Genomic DNA, 14404 nt, shown 5'->3' on the forward strand with positions numbered 1-14404 from the left:
GTCATATCCGTCCGGGCATCCGCCTTCTGGGCTGCCCCGAAATTGGATCTGCTCGATCGGTGGTCCGGCAGGCGGGGGAGCGGCCACGCCGGGCTGTAGGGCGAAGGCGGCGCCGACGATCGCTGCAAGCATTTCCGTGTCCTCCGTACAACCACCCCAGATCGTTTAAACGCTTGTGGTGAGTAATGGTCCCTGAACTGAATATTCACCTCCCGTTCACCTCGAAACGAGGTGTCGGTTCGGCGCGCGCATGATGCCGATCCGCGCCATCATCGTTGAGCGACCGCGCTCGACCACCGGGAGCAAGGCTCATGGCGCACCTCGCAGCCGGCACAGTTTCCTGTTTGAGCAGGCGGACCGTCGTCCCGGCATCGAAACGCGGTGCCGGCGAGGTCAAATCGTCAATTGATGGTGGACTGGAACGAGGAACAGGCCGCTTGAAGACGTTGGTCGGGGCAGCTGGATTCGAACCAACGACCTGCAGTACCCAAAACTGCCGCGCTACCAGGCTGCGCTATACCCCGAATGTCCGGCGAGCCCCGTCGATACACGCTTCCAGGAGGGCCATCAAGCTTTCCAGCCGCCCGAAAATCCGCTGGCCGGACCGCAATAGCCCTGCCCGGCCTATTTGCTGCCGAACAGGGGATGCCCGACCCGGTCGCCGACGCGGATACCGTATTTCTGGGCTGTTCCCGCCACCACCTCGAGGACGGCCCGGGCGGGCCCCTTGGACGAGATGATCCTGGTCGAGAGCGGCTCGGTGTTTTCGGCGATCCGCAGGATGCGTCCGTCGGCGCGAATGAAGATCATGTCGAGCGAGACATAGGTGTTCTTCATCCACATCGACACTTCCTGTTCGGGATTGAAGTCGAACAGCATGCCTTTGCCGTCAGCCAATTCCTTGCGGTACATCAGCCCGGTCTGCTTCTCCTCGTCCGTGGTCGCCATCTCCACCGAGAACACCTGCACGCCATTCTTGGTGACGATTTCGAGCGGCTGGAAACTGGCGGCACGAACGGCTGAGCCAGCGAGGGCGAAGCCGACAATGACGAGAGCGGCGGCAAGAAAGCCCCGGGCAACGGACCGGACGGCCTTACGATCAAAGCTCATGGCAGGAAACTCGGCAGGAAACGCGGGCCCACAATGACTGGCCCGACGGTTACGGGACTGCGACATCCTTACGCGGCCACCGCCCCAAAAGCCAGAAGCGCGCGAGGCCACCCTGCGCACTTCCGCCCACCAATACGGAAATTTGAAGCCGCTAATGCGACTGGAGGCCGGGCGAGCCGGTTTCGGGGTGGATCTCCGCGGCCATCATGCCCTTGGAGCCGGGCCCAAAGCGGACCAGCACATACTGGCCCGGCCGTAGTTCGGTCATGCCGAAGCGGCGCAGAGTTTCCATGTGCACGAAGATGTCGGGCGTGCCCTCGCCGCAGGTCAGGAAGCCGAAGCCGCGCAGCCGGTTGAACCATTTGACCTGGGCCCGCTCGAGGCCGCTGGTCGCGGTCACAGTGACGTGGGTGCGCGGCGGCAGCATCTGCGCCGGATGGATCGCGGTCGACTCGTCCATCGAGACGACGCGGAAAGCCTGGTAGCCCTTGGCGCGCTGGATGCACTCGACGACGATGCGGGCGCCCTCGTAGGCGGTCTGGAAGCCGTCGCGCCTAAGCACGGTAACGTGCAGCAGGACATCGGGCCAGCCATTATCGGGTACGATGAAGCCGTAGCCCTTTGAAGCGTCGAACCATTTGATGACGCCATGGACCTCGACGAGGTTGGCGCTGCCCTCACCTAAGCCGGTGAAGGGACTAAGCGCATTGTCGCGACCGCCGCCGTGCTCGCCCGACGCGGGAACTCCCAGCTTCTTGGACTCAAATCCGTCCGACGACCCCATAACCCCGGACCCCGCAACTGCCATGCAACCCGCCACATTGGCGGTGCTCGAATCACGCGTCTTAAGAGAATCTTCTCACTTGGACGCGACGCGAATCTTTCGACTCAAAAGATAACACTCCCGGTTGCGACGCATAGACAAAAAAGAGATTCGCCGGAACCTATGAACAGCTTGCACAGCCGCGAATCAAACTAACGCCTCAATTGCCGACAAAGGGTCCGAGGGTTTCGCCGATGTCGTGGCGGATGACGAGATCGGCGATGTCGTCCTGCTCGGTCGGCTCGCGATTGATGATCACCAAACGTGCACCCGAATTCTTCGCCATCATCGGGAAGCCGGCCGCCGGCCACACCACGAGCGAGGAACCGATGGCGATGAAGAGGTCGCAGGACTGCGACAGCTCGGTCGCGCGTTGCATTTCATCCTCGGGCATCGCCTGACCGAATGAGATCGTTGCTGTTTTCACCGGCTCCTCGCATGCGCTGCAGTCGGGCGCGGCGCCGTCCTGGTCGAAGCGGCGTTTCACCCAGTCGAGCTGATAAACCTGCCCGCATCCGATGCAGCGCGCATAAGTGGTGTTGCCGTGGAGTTCGATCACGCAATCGGGGGCGAAGCCGGAGGCCTGGTGCAAATTGTCGATGTTCTGGGTGATCACCGCCGGAATCTTGCCGGCGCGATGCAGCGAAGCCAGCGCACGATGACCGCGGCCGGGCTTTGCTGCGGCGAACACGTCCTCCATCGCGAAGCGGCGGCGCCAGGATTCATCGCGCGCTGACTGGCTTGCGACGAACTCGTCGAACTGGATCGGACGGTTGCGGGTCCAGATTCCGCCCGGCGAACGGAAGTCAGGGATGCCGCATTCGGTCGAGATGCCAGCGCCGGTAAACGGCACGATGGTGTTGGCGCGCGCGATCATGTCGCCGAGCTGTTCGACGCCGCTCTGAAGGTCCTTTGCAATCACGTGCCGCCTCCCGATTCAATGTCGCGCTAGCTGCACCACCCGCAAGCGGCAAGATTGTTGACGCTCTTATCCACCGCCGCGCAAGCCTTGCGCTGCATTGGGCGGCAATTTTTTCCGACCGTCGCTTATCACAATCCTGCAATGCCTCCTCCCCATTGACGCCCCAATCAGAAGCGCCAATGCATGTGTTGACGCGACTCAACGTGATTGCGGCGGCAGTGCTTGAGTTCACACGTGCACATAGACTCAAGTGGAGTGGGGATTCGACATGACCGAAGACGAACAACGCAAGATCCGCGAACGTGAAGAGATCGCCGCCCGAGTTGCCGCCTTCCGTGCCACGCAGGAGAAATTCAAGCGCGAGCGCGAAGAGTATTTCGTCTCGACGCTGGAGAACGCGCGCAAGGTGGAACGACCCTCGCTCTGGCCATGAGCGCATCGCAGAGGACGTCTGCGAACGAAAAAAGCCCGGAGCATCGCTCCGGGCTTTTCGATTCTCTTCAGCCGTTACCAGTGACGGTAATAATGGTGGTGCCGATAGTACGGTCCGCCATAATAGGCGTACGGGCCGGGGCCGTAATAGGCCGGGCCGCCATAGTAGCCGTAGCCGGGGCCATAATAGCCATAGCCATACGGATGGGACGCGGCGACGGCGCCCGCGGTGATCGCACCGGCGGCGAGACCGAACGCGAGGCCCGGGCCAATGCCGCGCGCCTGTGCAGGTGCCGCAACCGCGGTCACGCCGACGGCAGCTACGGTGGCAAGGACTGCGAGTGTCTTCTTCATGATCTCCTCCTTCGCATCTTCTCGGACAACGCCGGCCGGCCGCAATGGTTCGCTCCGGATGGAACCGCAGCGGGCGGAAATATCTCGCGGGAGGATGGAACGTTTTGGCCTGCGGTGGATTGACGCCTTACATGCGAAGGCCTCCGCCATCCGGGTGGGGCAAGAGCATGAAGACCCCGTCAGCATCTCCGCGGTGCTGGCGGGGTTTTCAATTTCGCGGACAAAAATGGCAGCAGACATCAATGGCTGCCAACGGGGCGGAAGGCCGAGGAGACAAGATTGCCGATATCCGCTTTGCTCGCCCGCATCCGCAGGCTCGTTCCCCCAACAAACACGCAACATTACGACGAGATCGTCCGGAACTTCGGCGTCGGCGCGCTCCGCCCGCCATCGACACCGATGAGCGACGGCGAGCTCGCCCGCGCCATCGCCGAGTTCCTCAAATCATCGCCGTCCGCGGAGTCGGTCGCGACGCTCGGCCGGCGGCTCGATCCCACTACGCCGCTTTGAGCGGCGTTTCTTCGCACGGCCGCGGAACATGCGCCTCGCGCGCGGGTTGAAATCGTCTTCCCGCGAGGGATGGAGGCTCATCTTGCCCGTCTGGCTCGAAGTCTTGCTCAACCTCTTCGGCTATGCCGGTTTCGTCGCGCTGGCAACAAGCGGCGCATGCTCGCACGAGTCCGCCGGGGATCAGACCTGCGGCAGCTAACGCTAGTTGGCCTGCGGCGCTTAGTTGGCCTGCGGCGCTTGGCCCGCAGTCCGCACCAGCCGGTCGGCCTTGACCGCGACGCGCGCGTCCTCGTCCTGCGGCCGCAGCGAGACGCTGATCAGCACAAAAGCGAGACAGAAGAGCGCGCCGACGACAGCGACGCGGCGATAGGTCTGGCGGTCGCCCTGATAAAATGACGGTTCCAAAAAGGGGGTCATGAAATGGTTCTTGAATTGATGCTTGGCAAAATCGGTTTTCTTGTTGTCTTTGCCAGACACCTATCCCAACGCGCAGGCGAGGCAACGCGATTGGACTTTTAACCTAACCGAATAGGGTTATTCCGATCGGCGCAAGCTTACGTTAGGAGCTTGCAAGCGCTTCAGACGACGTCCGCGAGCCATTTCAGCGTCGCGCTAAAGCCGAGGCTGCGATGGCCGGCGACCAGCACGGTGCCGTAGACCTCGGCCCCCTCCTCGGTGAATGTCCCGGAGAATCCACTGGTCGCTTGAGTGCCGGCGAACAGCGGCCTGACCAGCGGATCGGCAAACGGCGAATGCTGGTTGGTGGCAAGCTCGCCCTTCCAGGTGCCATCGCCCGATGAGTAGGACCCGCGCGACCAGAAGTAAGGTCCGCCACCAAGCAACGTCCCATCGCGCAAGATCAGCACGCCGCTGTCGCGGCCCTTCACGCCGTCGAGCATGCGGATGTGGATGGAATAGAGCCCGTTCTTCATGGATGCACCCGCCGTCCCCCGGCGACGATAGCGCGGCGCATCGGGAGCGTCGAGACGTCGGGAGGGGCGAGACATCGGAGAGGCGAACTATGGGCCCGCCGTCCGTCGTGGTGCGCTCACCCTCTTTGTTCCAGCTTCGCCCGCATTTCGTTCTCGGAGAACGCATCGGAATCGGCGAAATCGGCGCGGACCAGATCTTAACAAATCATTTGCATGCAAACGAGAAACCACCGCCGCAAACGGGCGTTCGCGTCATGTCGGCTGACATTGATGGCGGCGCCCCCACAGCGACGATGTGATGATGCAAGCCATCCCACCGACTCGTCTTGGCACAGGCCGCGCACTGGGGCGCGAGCACACACGACCTGTTCTGCATCCGAGTCCATTTCGTTCTCGAAGAACGAATCGGAGGTGAGTCAATCGCTGGGAAGCGTTTCCTAACGAGCGATGAAGCGATGCGTCGACGGGCATCGTCATCGCCTCAAGCGGGTAAGCGCGGGCCGTACGCGTTCAAGCCGCCAGGCGCCTCGTACCGCTCTTCTCCGAAAAGCATTCCAGGATCTGGATGCGGATTTCCTCCGCGGCGGGGCCCTCGACCTTCCTGAGCTGGTTCCAGAGCCGGATCACTTCGCGCTGCTTTTCAACGGTCATGAATCATCTCCTCGATCGGATGACTCACTAGAACAGAATAAGAACAAAAAGTCCAGCCCGCACGCAAAATTTCCTGTGCATGTCGCGTTGAACCTTTTCGGCGCGCCCAAGACCCATCGAAGCTGGGGATTTCAGCGCCCAGTCATATGGCAGCGCCGCGATGGACGATCATATTCCGTCACCGCGGCGCGGTTGCTTTTTGGATTTTCAACCTTAAGTTAGACAAACGGCTGGCGGCCAGGCGCTGAAATCCCAACGCCGTCAGCGAGAGAGCCCCGTGCGCAAGCGCGGGGTTTTTTCATTGCGCAGGAGCGAGGTGATGATCGACGAGGCGTCGGAACGAAATCCCCGCCCCCGCATTGTCAGACCGAAATCAGTGGTGCTGGCGGTTGCGCGACGCGACCGCCGGCTTGGAAGAACCCCGTAGCCCCCGCGCGGGGTTTTTCTTTGAGCGGGCGCAGAGCTTGCAAGCTTCCACGCTGAACTTTTTCGGCGCTGGCGCGTCTTACCAATGAAGCTTCCCCCAGGCTTCACCCCCACCCGAAAACCCCGCTTTCCCCCAGGCGGGGTTTTCCCCTTTTTGAAGACATTGCGTCTTTGAAGATCCCACGCGGCCCATCTGCGCACCGCCGCCGCGCAGACGCAACGGGAAGGATCAAACGGCGTCCTTGGCCACCTTCAGCGGCGAGGCCTTGACCGACTTGCTCGCCGGCTTGGCCGCAAACTGCATCGGCTCCTTGGTGAAGGGATTGACGCCCATGCGGGCTTCGGTCGCCGGCTTGTTGACGACCGACATCTTCACGAAACCGGGAATAACGAACTCACCGGACTCGTTGAGCTCCTTGTAGCCGACCGTCGCCATGAACTCGATGACCGACTTCACGTCGTTCTTCGCAAGCTGCGTGCCCTCGGCAATCGCATCGATCAATTGAGTCTTGGTCATCTTCGGCATGTCTGGAATTCCTCTGAATGGGGTGCGCGCGAGCTGCGATGTAGCTTTGCCCGGAAGCGGTAAAACTACGCGCGCCGCGTCTGTTCGCGCCTGGCGGCGACGAAGCAGCCGGGCTTAGAGCCCATTGAGGCTGAAAACGCAAGCAGCAGTTCGGCTCGAGTTCCGTCATCAGGCGGACCGCTTCGGCTTCCTCGGCAGCTTCAGAGAGGATGGCGTACTTGCGATGCGTTGGCGCGGTTGAAATCGCCGACAAGAGCCCCGCGCGTACATGACGCCGAGTTTTCCACGACCGGCCGTCACCTCAACGTGAAACTTGCATCTTGATGCGTGTTGTTCAGACTCTGGTAACCCAACGCATCCACTCTCAATCTAGTCTTGTTGCGTTGGAGTACCCGAAAAGTGCTGAATTTTGACGAACTGCGTGAACTCGCAGCCGATGTCCGCGTGTTTGTCGATGTCGCCGAAGACAAGGCCGAGGCGCTCAAGTCGGTGATCAGGGCCTACGACGTGGTGCTGGCGATCTTCCCGTCCGGAGACGGCATGGGCCTTCACGTCATCAAGGGCAAGGAGATCCTGGACGGCATAGCAAAGTCGCGCACGCATGCGAGCTACAGCCATACGGCGATCGCGGTGCCCGACCTCGAGCATGCCGAAGTGTTGAAGTACCTGACGGCGCCGACTGAGCAGCGGATTGCGGCCTAGGCGGCAAGCGCCGCCACAGCGAGCGATCGTCCGTGCAGCGGTCGCTACTCAGTGCCCCCACACAGCGATCGCAAAACCGATCGCGAGAATACCGATGCCGACGATCGCGCCCCCGACTTCGGCGGCATTGTCCGCGCCGAACAGTTTGGCGATGGCGGTCCCGACCAGGCTGAGGACCAGGTCGAAGACAAAGCCGAACAGAGCGTCAAGCATGGCGGCTCATCCGGCCTTGTCGTGGCGCACGTCGTGCACCACGTCACCGATGGTGCTGCCGACGACCAGATATCGTTTGAACCATGTCACGGCGATATGCCCTCGTTTCCAGGCATTCGTCGCCTCGAACAGCATCCCGGTTCATCAGGTCGGCAGTCCCGCTGTCTCGATGCTGCAGGCCTAGGGTTCGCCGATCCTGCCCGGCCAGGATCCATCGCCCGGGTCCTTGCGCGCGAAGTGGCATCCGGCTGCAACCAGGCCCAGCGACATGTTCACACCCAGCAGGATTTGCAGGACCAGCCTCATGTCCTCGCTGACATATCTGACGTCGTGACGGAGGACATAGCGGACGGGATGCGCGGCGTCGGGCTCGCCGGGAGAGATCGCCATGAGCGCCAGCAACGCGACCGTCCCGCAAAGCGCGGCAGCCCACGTAATCCGTTCAAGCCGTCGTAGCCAGCGCTTCATGCCAATCTCGCCGGGGCCGCCCCCGCTTCCACCGCCCACTGCGTTTTTAGTCGCGCCGGCTCAGCAAGGGTTCAGGAGGCGCGTTCAGGAGGCGCCTTCAGCGGACCCCTCGCCGCCTGAAGCCTGTCGACGCGCGCACCGGTCGGTGAGTGCTCGGTCGCGCAACAACCGCGTGCAATCTCACCGTGATTTCAAGCCTCTGCCGCCTTGTTCACCGAAGATCAAGCTTCTCACTCTATTCTAGACCGCCGCTTGGGGATCATCAGCGGGGGTGCTCGATGAGCGAGGGAGAACTACGCAAGGACAGGCGGGTCGCTTTCGAACGGCCCCTCGAAGCGCGCGTCATGGCGATCGACGGCACATGGCAGCGCGCCTGCAAGATCCACGACGTCTCCGAGATGGGGGCGAAGCTGGTGATCGACGGCGCGGTGACGGACATCGGCCAGAGGGAGTTTTTCCTGGTGCTGTCGCCCATCGGCCTCGCCTACCGGCATTGCGAGCTCGCCTGGATCAATGGCGAGTTCGTCGGCGTTCAGTTCATCAATCGCGGCAGGGCAGCAAAGCGCGCGCGTCGCGGCGAAACGCTGGTGAAGTAACCAGGCCGATTGCGCCGCTCCTCGGCGCGAGCGCCCGAGAAGCACACGCTCGGCCAGCTCGCAGGCTACGTGCTCCGGAAATCACGATGGCCGGGTGCTGTTACCGCACTGTCATTATCCAATGCTAGCGCTGCGCGTCGTTGCAAAAGGAACCTGCCGATGCGCCTTATGCTTCCCGCCGTCGCCGCCGCCGTGCTCGCGACCTCCGCCCCGGCTTTGGCCGTCGACCAGACCGTGCCTGGATCGGGCAACGCTGCTGCGGGCGAGCTCGCCGCCCGTTCGCCGCTGGTGAAATCGGCGCTGGCGCGCATCGAGCAGGTCATCGCCACCATCGGCAACGCCAAGCTGAAGGCCGCCACCCATGACGCCCTGTTCAACCCTGACACCTGCGTCACCCATCGCGCCAACCTCACCGCCGCGGACAAGGACAAGATCGTCGCCGAGCTCATCAAGCAAGGCCTGATCAACGAAGCCGACGGCAAGGCCTTCCCGGGCGGCGCGGTGACGGGCGTGTTTCCGCCGCTGCGCGACGACGGCACCGCCTGCCCGCATCTGCCGATGGCCTGGGGGGCCGCGCCCGGCAGCGCATTCACCGGCCACCACTCCTATCCCGGCGGGCTGCCGGTGCATGAATCCTTCAACCTGTCGAGCGCCATCAGCTTCAGCGAGAACTACCGCCTCAACGTCGGCCTGACGGGCGAGGATGGCCTGCCGCGGGTGGCGCCGCTACCGCCGAACGGTTCGCGCGAGGCGGTCGACCATTCCGATCTCGTCATCGACCACGACGCCATCGTCGCAGCCCCGATGTGGCACGACTGGGCCAAGCCGATCGTGTTCCAGTGGAATGCCGACGGCAGCGAGTTCGCCGAGTTCAACTTCGGCGGCAACGGCGAGACCGACGCTGACGGCGCCAAGGGCGACAGCCGCACCGGCGGCCATCACATTCTCGGCGTCGCCGAATCCATGGCGCGCGACCTGCCCGCGCCGTTCATCGTGATCCAGGCCTCGGCCCACAGCGCGCCGACGCTCGGCCACGAATACATGGTGGTGAACTGGCTGCGCGCCGCGGCCATCATCGCCCATGTCGACCCGATCGCGCGCGGCTATCTGGTGAAGGATGCGAGCGGCCATCTCCGCCTGCCGCCGGCGCGCACCACCGACACCTTCGACTTCCTCGCCGCCAAGCTCGGCAACCTCTCGGCCGAGACCGTGATCCACAATCTGTCGGATGCGGATTACATCTTCGCAGGCCCCGCGGTGACGGCGGCGGTGGCGATCCTGAGCAAGCTCGCGCCCGACTACGGCTTCGACCCCGCGGATGCGGCGAAGTTCAACAACGGCTTCCGCAACCCGGCGCTGTCCTATCTCAGCGCCGAGCGGATCCTGATCCGCTACAACCATGATGGCCTTGCCGGCGTGCGGCACGACCTCGATGCGCTGAAGAAGGCGAAGGCGATCTGAGGCAATTCGAAGGATGGGTTAAGCCCTCGCGAAACCCATCTCAGGCTTCAATTCGTCGTGGCCTTGCCGCCGCGCATGGACACGAGCTTGTCGTCACGAAATCGGAGAATGAGCCAGGCGGTCTCATCGAAACCGTGTGCGAGCTTTCCCGCGTGAGAATACACCATCTGGGCAGCGTCCGACGCCGACGGCGGTCCCAGCGCCGTGACGACCTCCTGACGCGACATGCCCAGATGCAGCTTGCCGTCGAAGACGACGGGCCAAAACTTTTCCGGGATGATCGCGCAATCGGCCGAGGCCCCGGCGTCTGTCTCGCTGAGCTCCTCAACGATCTCCGTCACGCGATGGTCGGCGCCGCCCATCTCGCTGGACACGACCCATAGTCGCTGCTGCCCGCGCCGATAGCACAGCCAATGGATGCTGCCTCCGGCGTCGCCCTGGTGCTGGATGGTCCCCTCGCCCAAGGCCTCTTGAACAGCGCCGAGCCGCGTCTCCTCGAAGCGGCCGGCGAATGCGCCCAGCGAAAAGCGCCTCGCCAATCTCTTCGCGACCGTCGGCGGCACGCGCTCGAGCGCCTGTTCGTCGAATGGCGGCGGCGGTGTCTGCGCGAAGCTGTCGTGCGCAGCGATCGCGAAAAGCAGAAGCAGCAGCAAGAGCGTCTTTGTCCGAGCCATGCAGCTTAGTCGCGTTGGCCCGACAAGGGTTCAGACGGCTTTCGCCGTTGCAGCGTCGTTCTGTAGCCGACGTCCGCGCGGCATCGGTGCTGCGCTCCCTCTCCCGCCTGCGGGAGAGGGTTGGGGAGAGGGTGTCTCCACGTCGGGACAGCCCCCAAGAGGAAAGAGCCCTCACCCGCCGCGCACGGGACGATGCTTCGCATCGCCCGGGGCGTGCAATAGCCGAGGCTACGCCTCGGCGTCTTTCGGAAGGACGGCCGCCGAAGGCGGCCTATGCTCTCCCGCAAGCGGGAGAGGCGGAGCAAGCCGCAAACAGTCCTCGTGCCCCGTCGACCAGCGCGACCGGCGAGAGCGACCAAAAGCCTGCGCCGCTGGACGGCACCTGCCGAATATCTCAAGATAGTTTTGGTATCGGTGCGCCAGATCGTCCGGGATCCAGCGCGAGTGACGTGCACCGCAAAAAAACGAGAAACGGCAGGGAAGAACGATGCAGCGAAAAGGACATGTGGCGCTAGACGGTGCCATGGCTTGCCTGGCTTTCGTCGCGGCCACCACGATCATTGCGATCTCGCCGGCAAGCGCCGATGATTCAGCCAACATCCCACCTGCGCTCAAATGCGCCGACTTGACCGGATGGACGGTGCCGGGATCGACGGCATCTGTCACCAAGGCCGAAGAGGTGCCGGAGGCGCCGCCGGGCACCGTGCAGCCATCGCCGCCGGCGCCGGCCACCGTCTCCGTGGCGCTGCCGCCGAACTGCCGCGTGGATGGCGTGATCGATCAACGCGTCGGCGTCGATGGCAAACCTTACGCGATCGGCTTTGCCGTCGCCCTGCCCGATCGCTGGAACGGCCGGTTCTTGTTTCAGGGCGGCGGCGGTTTGAACGGCACGATCCGGCCGCCGCTGGGTTACCAGGCCGCCGGCGAGGTGCCGGCGCTGGCGCGCGGCTTTGCTGTGGTCTCGACCGACAGCGGTCATCAGGGCGCGGTGTTCGATGCCTCGTTCCTGAGGGATCAGGAAGCCGCGCTCAACTTCGCCACTGCATCCGTCGGCAAGGTGACCATCGCGGCCAAGGCGATCGTCACGCATTACTATGGCCAGGGCGCAAAACATTCCTATTTCACGGGGTGCTCGACCGGGGGCCGCGAAGCCATGCTGGCCTCGGCGCGCTACCCGGATCAATTCGACGGCATCGTCGCCGGCGCGCCTGCGATGCGCACCGGCAACTCCAATATCGGTCTCGCCTGGGTCAACGCGGCCTTCAGCCGGATCGCGCCGAAAGATGCGTCCGGCAAGCCGGAGCCCGCCAAAGCTTTTTCCGCTGATGAGCGAAAGCTGATCACGAATGCGATCCTCGATGCCTGCGACGCCAAGGACGGCGTCAAGGATGGCCTGATCTTCGACCGCAAAGCCTGTCAATTCGACCCTGAGGTCCTCACCTGCAAGGGCGACATCAAGGATGGCAAGTCGGAGTCCTGCCTGGCGCCGCAGCAGGTCGATGCCCTCAGGAAAGCTTTTGCCGGACCGAAGAATTCACGCGGTACGCAGGTCTATCCGCCGTTCCCGTGGGACGGCGGCGTGGCCGCCGAAGGCGTTGCCATTCCAGGCATCCTGACCACGGGCGCGCGCAGTCCGGTCGGACCGCCTGTCTGGGAAAGCATCGACGTCGATCAACTCGAAGACCGGGTCAACGCGAGCGGGATGGATCGCCTCGCCAACACCGCCTACTGGACCAACCTGTCGAGCTTCTTCGGCCATGGCGGCAAGCTGCTGTTTTACCACGGCGTGAGCGATCCCTGGTTCTCGGCAAACGACACCGTGAACTACTACGAGCGCATGGCGGCGGAGTCCGGCGGCATGGAGACGGTGCGGGAAAAATCGAGCCGGGCCTTCCTGGTGCCCGGCATGGGTCACTGCTCGAGCGGCGCAACGCTCGATCGTTTCGACCTCCTCACCGCTATTGTGAACTGGGTAGAAGACGGCAAGGCGCCCGATGCGGTGGTCGCGACGGGACCAGCCTTCCTCGGCCGCAGCCGGCCGCTCTGCGCCTATCCGCAACATGCGCAGTACAAGGGCCAAGGCGATCCGGAGAGCGCGGCGAGTTTTGAATGCAGGTAGGGGGACGGTGCGCGGTCAGATGTGAGCCATAGCACGCGATGCCTAGCATTGGCGCACGTGGGGGCGGATCATCTGGAATCTAAATCTTAAGTTGTGATACAAAGCCCCTTTTGCGGAGGGCATAGTAGTGATCCCTGTCAACTATTGGTTTTCTGGGCCGGCCCTGTCTGCGGGTGTGGCCTTCATCACCAGCCTCATCACCTTAGGTTTGGCTTGGTACTCGGCCGCTTCGAACGCGCATGGCGTTGCTCTGAAGGCCGAGGCCGAGAAGCGAAACGCAGTTATCCAGCGCCTAGTCGGATATTACATCAGCAGCCATGATGGAATTTCGCCGGAAATCATGGCGGGTATCGCTTTGCCTCCAACCGATTGGCTGGACCAGCAACTTGCCAATCTTCATCAGAATTGGCGCATGAAAGACTACAACGCTAAGCCTTAAATGTTGAAGCAATTGAGTGCACTGTCACCGTAATTCAAGCCCTTCAACTCGCAGGCCGAGCGATGACCAACATTCTACTGACCGGCGCTGGCTTTTCCCGCAATTGGGGCGGAATGCTCGCGAAGGACGTTTTCTCCCACCTCCTGGGCGACCAGAGCCTCGACGACAACACCCGTGGCTTGCTTCTACGGTCCCACAGCTCAGGTGGTTCATTCGAAGATGTCCTTGCGGCCCTTCAAGGTGCGACAGACCCGGTTGGAAAGGCTCAATATACGGCACTTGTCGGTGCTCTCGTCGGGCTGTTCAACGGCATGGGCCAATCCTTCATTCAGCGAAATGAGCTTGAATTTAAGACACCTGCCGACACCCGTTATTGGCTAAGGGGCTTTCTCCAGCGCTTCCAGTACATCTTCACGACCAATCAGGACACCCTGCTGGAATCGCTCTACTTCCCGCTTGTCGGCCCGACGCCGTATGGGCGGGCCCACATTCCCGGAATGACGTTCAGCAACCCGTCGGCCTTCCAAGGCCATGTCTACGACCGCATTGCGCAGATGGAGCCTAACCCTTCGGATTTCACACTGAACGGCAATGTGCAGTTTTACATCAAGCTTCACGGCTCCTGTAACTGGGTGGAGAGTTCAAGCGGAGAACGCATCCTCATCATAGGCGGCCAGAAGACCGTGGCCATCGGCCGATTTCCCATCCTGACCTTTTACCACGACCAGTTCCGGCAGCTTGCGACCCGACCAGACGCAAAACTCATGGTGATCGGCTACAGCTTTGGCGACGAGCATATCAACGAGGTCATCCTCGACGCCGCGCTCAATCACAAGCTGGAGGTGTTTATCGTCGATCCCAGCGGGCTACAAATCCTAGACAAACGAGATCCACGAGCCTTGATTCCTCCCCCGCCCGGCCAGCTCGTGGATTTGATACCGAAGATAAGGGGCTATTCAGACCGGCCGCTCTCATCGACCTTCGGCGACGATGTATTTGAACAGTCGAAGCTGACGAAATTTCTAGGCTAAAACACCGATAGACTA

The 14404-nt window shown here is 62.6% G+C and carries 20 protein-coding genes, 1 tRNA gene and 1 pseudogene; 9 read left to right on the forward strand and 13 right to left on the reverse strand.

Annotated features, from left to right (window positions below):
• Positions 1-447: 447 nt before the first annotated feature.
• The 4 genes from XH91_RS18760 to XH91_RS18775 all read right to left on the reverse strand — a co-directional run bounded on the left by XH91_RS18760 (position 448) and on the right by XH91_RS18775 (position 2855).
• Positions 448-524, reverse strand: a tRNA-Pro gene (locus XH91_RS18760).
• A 100-nt stretch (positions 525-624) separates the two neighbouring features.
• Complete coding sequence (locus XH91_RS18765; RefSeq protein ID WP_128951939.1) at positions 625-1110, reverse strand: DUF192 domain-containing protein; 486 nt, start codon at positions 1108-1110, stop codon at positions 625-627.
• 151 nt (positions 1111-1261) lie between these two features.
• On the reverse strand, positions 1262-1894 hold the full coding sequence (locus tag XH91_RS18770) for a cold-shock protein (RefSeq protein WP_128954906.1): 633 nt from the start codon (positions 1892-1894) through the stop codon (positions 1262-1264).
• 199 nt (positions 1895-2093) lie between these two features.
• Entirely contained in the window at positions 2094-2855 is a 762-nt protein-coding gene (locus XH91_RS18775; RefSeq protein ID WP_164933809.1) for a Sir2 family NAD-dependent protein deacetylase, read from the reverse strand.
• A 268-nt stretch (positions 2856-3123) separates the two neighbouring features.
• Here XH91_RS18775 and XH91_RS38920 point away from each other — a divergent pair, with 268 nt between their 5' ends.
• Entirely contained in the window at positions 3124-3288 is a 165-nt protein-coding gene (locus tag XH91_RS38920) for a hypothetical protein (RefSeq protein ID WP_164933808.1), read from the forward strand.
• Between the two features lie 74 nt (positions 3289-3362).
• Here XH91_RS38920 and XH91_RS18780 read toward each other — a convergent pair whose 3' ends face one another.
• Positions 3363-3641 (reverse strand): hypothetical protein, encoded by a 279-nt coding sequence (locus XH91_RS18780; protein WP_128951940.1) that lies wholly within the window; start codon positions 3639-3641, stop codon positions 3363-3365.
• Between the two features lie 279 nt (positions 3642-3920).
• Here XH91_RS18780 and XH91_RS18785 point away from each other — a divergent pair, with 279 nt between their 5' ends.
• Positions 3921-4151: a hypothetical protein gene (locus tag XH91_RS18785; RefSeq protein ID WP_128951941.1), complete on the forward strand. Its 231-nt coding sequence runs from the start codon at positions 3921-3923 to the stop codon at positions 4149-4151.
• 219 nt (positions 4152-4370) lie between these two features.
• On the opposite strand, the gene XH91_RS18790 is transcribed toward XH91_RS18785, so the two are convergent.
• The 4 genes from XH91_RS18790 to XH91_RS18800 all read right to left on the reverse strand — a co-directional run bounded on the left by XH91_RS18790 (position 4371) and on the right by XH91_RS18800 (position 6686).
• Positions 4371-4568 (reverse strand): hypothetical protein, encoded by a 198-nt coding sequence (locus XH91_RS18790; protein ID WP_128951942.1) that lies wholly within the window; start codon positions 4566-4568, stop codon positions 4371-4373.
• A 161-nt stretch (positions 4569-4729) separates the two neighbouring features.
• Positions 4730-5083, reverse strand: a complete 354-nt coding sequence (locus XH91_RS18795; protein ID WP_128951943.1) for a GrlR family regulatory protein — start codon at positions 5081-5083, stop codon at positions 4730-4732.
• A gap of 510 nt (positions 5084-5593) precedes the next feature.
• Positions 5594-5734 carry a hypothetical protein gene (locus tag XH91_RS38925; RefSeq protein ID WP_164933807.1) on the reverse strand — a complete coding sequence of 47 codons (141 nt, stop codon included), beginning with the start codon at positions 5732-5734 and terminating at the stop codon, positions 5594-5596.
• Between the two features lie 655 nt (positions 5735-6389).
• Positions 6390-6686 (reverse strand): HU family DNA-binding protein, encoded by a 297-nt coding sequence (locus XH91_RS18800; RefSeq protein ID WP_128951944.1) that lies wholly within the window; start codon positions 6684-6686, stop codon positions 6390-6392.
• Between the two features lie 399 nt (positions 6687-7085).
• On the opposite strand from XH91_RS18800, the gene XH91_RS18805 reads away from it, so the two are divergent.
• Complete coding sequence (locus XH91_RS18805) at positions 7086-7388, forward strand: hypothetical protein (RefSeq protein WP_128951945.1); 303 nt, start codon at positions 7086-7088, stop codon at positions 7386-7388.
• 48 nt (positions 7389-7436) lie between these two features.
• Here XH91_RS18805 and XH91_RS38930 read toward each other — a convergent pair whose 3' ends face one another.
• From XH91_RS38930 to XH91_RS18810, 3 genes are read right to left on the reverse strand one after another with little or no spacing between them, the layout of a single operon-like run.
• Positions 7437-7601: a hypothetical protein gene (locus tag XH91_RS38930; protein WP_164933806.1), complete on the reverse strand. Its 165-nt coding sequence runs from the start codon at positions 7599-7601 to the stop codon at positions 7437-7439.
• Between the two features lie 6 nt (positions 7602-7607).
• Positions 7608-7736 (reverse strand): hypothetical protein, encoded by a 129-nt coding sequence (locus tag XH91_RS39905; RefSeq protein ID WP_283813037.1) that lies wholly within the window; start codon positions 7734-7736, stop codon positions 7608-7610.
• A 45-nt stretch (positions 7737-7781) separates the two neighbouring features.
• Positions 7782-8069, reverse strand: a complete 288-nt coding sequence (locus tag XH91_RS18810) for a hypothetical protein (RefSeq protein WP_128951946.1) — start codon at positions 8067-8069, stop codon at positions 7782-7784.
• A 278-nt stretch (positions 8070-8347) separates the two neighbouring features.
• Between XH91_RS18810 and XH91_RS18815 the strand changes: the two genes are divergently transcribed.
• Positions 8348-8665: a PilZ domain-containing protein gene (locus tag XH91_RS18815; protein ID WP_128951947.1), complete on the forward strand. Its 318-nt coding sequence runs from the start codon at positions 8348-8350 to the stop codon at positions 8663-8665.
• A 159-nt stretch (positions 8666-8824) separates the two neighbouring features.
• A complete protein-coding gene (locus XH91_RS18820) occupies positions 8825-10126 on the forward strand; it encodes a hypothetical protein (RefSeq protein WP_128951948.1) in 1302 nt (433 codons plus the stop codon).
• 47 nt (positions 10127-10173) lie between these two features.
• Here XH91_RS18820 and XH91_RS18825 read toward each other — a convergent pair whose 3' ends face one another.
• On the reverse strand, positions 10174-10779 hold the full coding sequence (locus tag XH91_RS18825) for a hypothetical protein (RefSeq protein WP_128951949.1): 606 nt from the start codon (positions 10777-10779) through the stop codon (positions 10174-10176).
• A 544-nt stretch (positions 10780-11323) separates the two neighbouring features.
• Here XH91_RS18825 and XH91_RS40110 point away from each other — a divergent pair.
• From XH91_RS40110 to XH91_RS18845, 4 genes and pseudogenes are all read left to right on the forward strand, one after another.
• Positions 11324-12325, forward strand: a pseudogene (locus XH91_RS40110) (tannase/feruloyl esterase family alpha/beta hydrolase); the annotation flags it as partial.
• Between the two features lie 177 nt (positions 12326-12502).
• The gene (locus XH91_RS40115) at positions 12503-12919 is read left to right on the forward strand and encodes a tannase/feruloyl esterase family alpha/beta hydrolase (protein ID WP_430648559.1); all 417 of its coding nucleotides are present in this window, start codon (positions 12503-12505) and stop codon (positions 12917-12919) included.
• A 127-nt stretch (positions 12920-13046) separates the two neighbouring features.
• A complete protein-coding gene (locus XH91_RS18840; RefSeq protein WP_128951952.1) occupies positions 13047-13358 on the forward strand; it encodes a hypothetical protein in 312 nt (103 codons plus the stop codon).
• Positions 13359-13420: 62 nt separating this feature from the next.
• Positions 13421-14389 carry an SIR2 family protein gene (locus tag XH91_RS18845; protein ID WP_128951953.1) on the forward strand — a complete coding sequence of 323 codons (969 nt, stop codon included), beginning with the start codon at positions 13421-13423 and terminating at the stop codon, positions 14387-14389.
• Positions 14390-14404 lie beyond the last annotated feature (15 nt).

Origin of the sequence: Bradyrhizobium guangzhouense (genome assembly GCF_004114955.1) — a bacterium.
Taxonomy (GTDB): Bacteria; Pseudomonadota; Alphaproteobacteria; order Rhizobiales; family Xanthobacteraceae; genus Bradyrhizobium; species Bradyrhizobium guangzhouense.

Bases quoted from the DNA above. Each gene is read 5' to 3' on its own strand.
- XH91_RS38930 (WP_164933806.1), bottom strand. From the start codon at position 7,601: ATGCTTGACGCTCTGTTCGGCTTTGTCTTCGACCTGGTCCTCAGCCTG.
- XH91_RS18795 (WP_128951943.1), bottom strand. From the start codon at position 5,083: ATGAAGAACGGGCTCTATTCCATCCACATCCGCATGCTCGACGGCGTG.
- XH91_RS18815 (WP_128951947.1), top strand. From the start codon at position 8,348: ATGAGCGAGGGAGAACTACGCAAGGACAGGCGGGTCGCTTTCGAACGG.
- XH91_RS38925 (WP_164933807.1), bottom strand. From the start codon at position 5,734: ATGACCGTTGAAAAGCAGCGCGAAGTGATCCGGCTCTGGAACCAGCTC.
- XH91_RS18770 (WP_128954906.1), bottom strand. From the start codon at position 1,894: ATGGGGTCGTCGGACGGATTTGAGTCCAAGAAGCTGGGAGTTCCCGCG.
- XH91_RS18845 (WP_128951953.1), top strand. From the start codon at position 13,421: ATGACCAACATTCTACTGACCGGCGCTGGCTTTTCCCGCAATTGGGGC.
- XH91_RS18800 (WP_128951944.1), bottom strand. From the start codon at position 6,686: ATGCCGAAGATGACCAAGACTCAATTGATCGATGCGATTGCCGAGGGC.
- XH91_RS18790 (WP_128951942.1), bottom strand. From the start codon at position 4,568: ATGACCCCCTTTTTGGAACCGTCATTTTATCAGGGCGACCGCCAGACC.
- XH91_RS18810 (WP_128951946.1), bottom strand. From the start codon at position 8,069: ATGAAGCGCTGGCTACGACGGCTTGAACGGATTACGTGGGCTGCCGCG.
- XH91_RS18780 (WP_128951940.1), bottom strand. From the start codon at position 3,641: ATGAAGAAGACACTCGCAGTCCTTGCCACCGTAGCTGCCGTCGGCGTG.
- XH91_RS38920 (WP_164933808.1), top strand. From the start codon at position 3,124: ATGACCGAAGACGAACAACGCAAGATCCGCGAACGTGAAGAGATCGCC.
- XH91_RS40115 (WP_430648559.1), top strand. From the start codon at position 12,503: ATGGATCGCCTCGCCAACACCGCCTACTGGACCAACCTGTCGAGCTTC.
- XH91_RS39905 (WP_283813037.1), bottom strand. From the start codon at position 7,736: ATGCTGTTCGAGGCGACGAATGCCTGGAAACGAGGGCATATCGCCGTG.
- XH91_RS18765 (WP_128951939.1), bottom strand. From the start codon at position 1,110: ATGAGCTTTGATCGTAAGGCCGTCCGGTCCGTTGCCCGGGGCTTTCTT.
- XH91_RS18820 (WP_128951948.1), top strand. From the start codon at position 8,825: ATGCGCCTTATGCTTCCCGCCGTCGCCGCCGCCGTGCTCGCGACCTCC.